The sequence below is a fragment of the Marinibaculum pumilum genome, from assembly GCF_042646425.1.
GTDB classification, from domain to species: domain Bacteria; phylum Pseudomonadota; class Alphaproteobacteria; order Ferrovibrionales; family Ferrovibrionaceae; genus Marinibaculum; species Marinibaculum pumilum.
Map to the genome: position 1 here is coordinate 109,888 of NZ_JBHRTR010000050.1, position 778 is coordinate 110,665.

Below are 778 nucleotides of genomic sequence, written 5' to 3' on the forward strand. Positions count from 1 at the left end.
GCGGGTGATGACACGATCGATGGCGGCGAGGGCGCCGACAGCATCGACGGTGGCGAGGGCGCAGACAGCCTGGCCGGCGGCGCCGGCAGCGATTCGATCCTTGGCGGTGCGGGCGCTGACACCATCGATGGCGGCGACGATGCCGATACCGTCTCGGGCGGTGACGACGCTGACCTTATCACCGGCGGCGCCGGCGGTGACGTGCTGGCGGGTGACGCGGGCGCTGACACGATCGATGGCGGCGAAGGCGCCGACGATATTGACGGTGGCGAGGGCGCAGACAGCCTGGCTGGCGGCGCGGGCAGCGATTCGATCCTTGGCGGTGCGGGCGCTGACACCATCGATGGCGGCGACGATGCCGATACCGTCTCGGGCGGTGACGACGCTGATCTGATCGCCGGCGGTGCCGGCGACGATGTTCTGGCGGGTGACGCCGGCGACGACGTGATCGATGGCGGTGAAGGTGCCGATGCCATCACCGGCGGTGAAGGCGCGGACAGCCTGTCCGGTGGCGCCGGCAGTGACTCGATCCAGGGCGGCACGGGTGCCGACACGGTCTCCGGTGGCGACGACGCTGACCTGATCGCCGGCGGCGCCGGTGACGATGTTCTGGCGGGTGACGCCGGCGACGACACGATCGATGGCGGCGAGGGCGACGACGATATCGGCGGTGGCGAGGGCGCAGACAGCCTGGCCGGCGGCGCGGGCAGCGATTCGATCCTTGGCGGTGCGGGCGCTGACACCATCGATGGCGGCGACGATGCCGATACCGTCTCGG

The 778-nt window shown here is 71.2% G+C and carries 1 protein-coding gene; it reads left to right on the forward strand.

The window, feature by feature from the left end; translation table 11 throughout:
• Positions 1–778, forward strand: a 778-nt coding sequence (locus ACFOGJ_RS27000) for a calcium-binding protein (RefSeq protein WP_379906387.1), incomplete at both ends; no start/stop codon positions are given.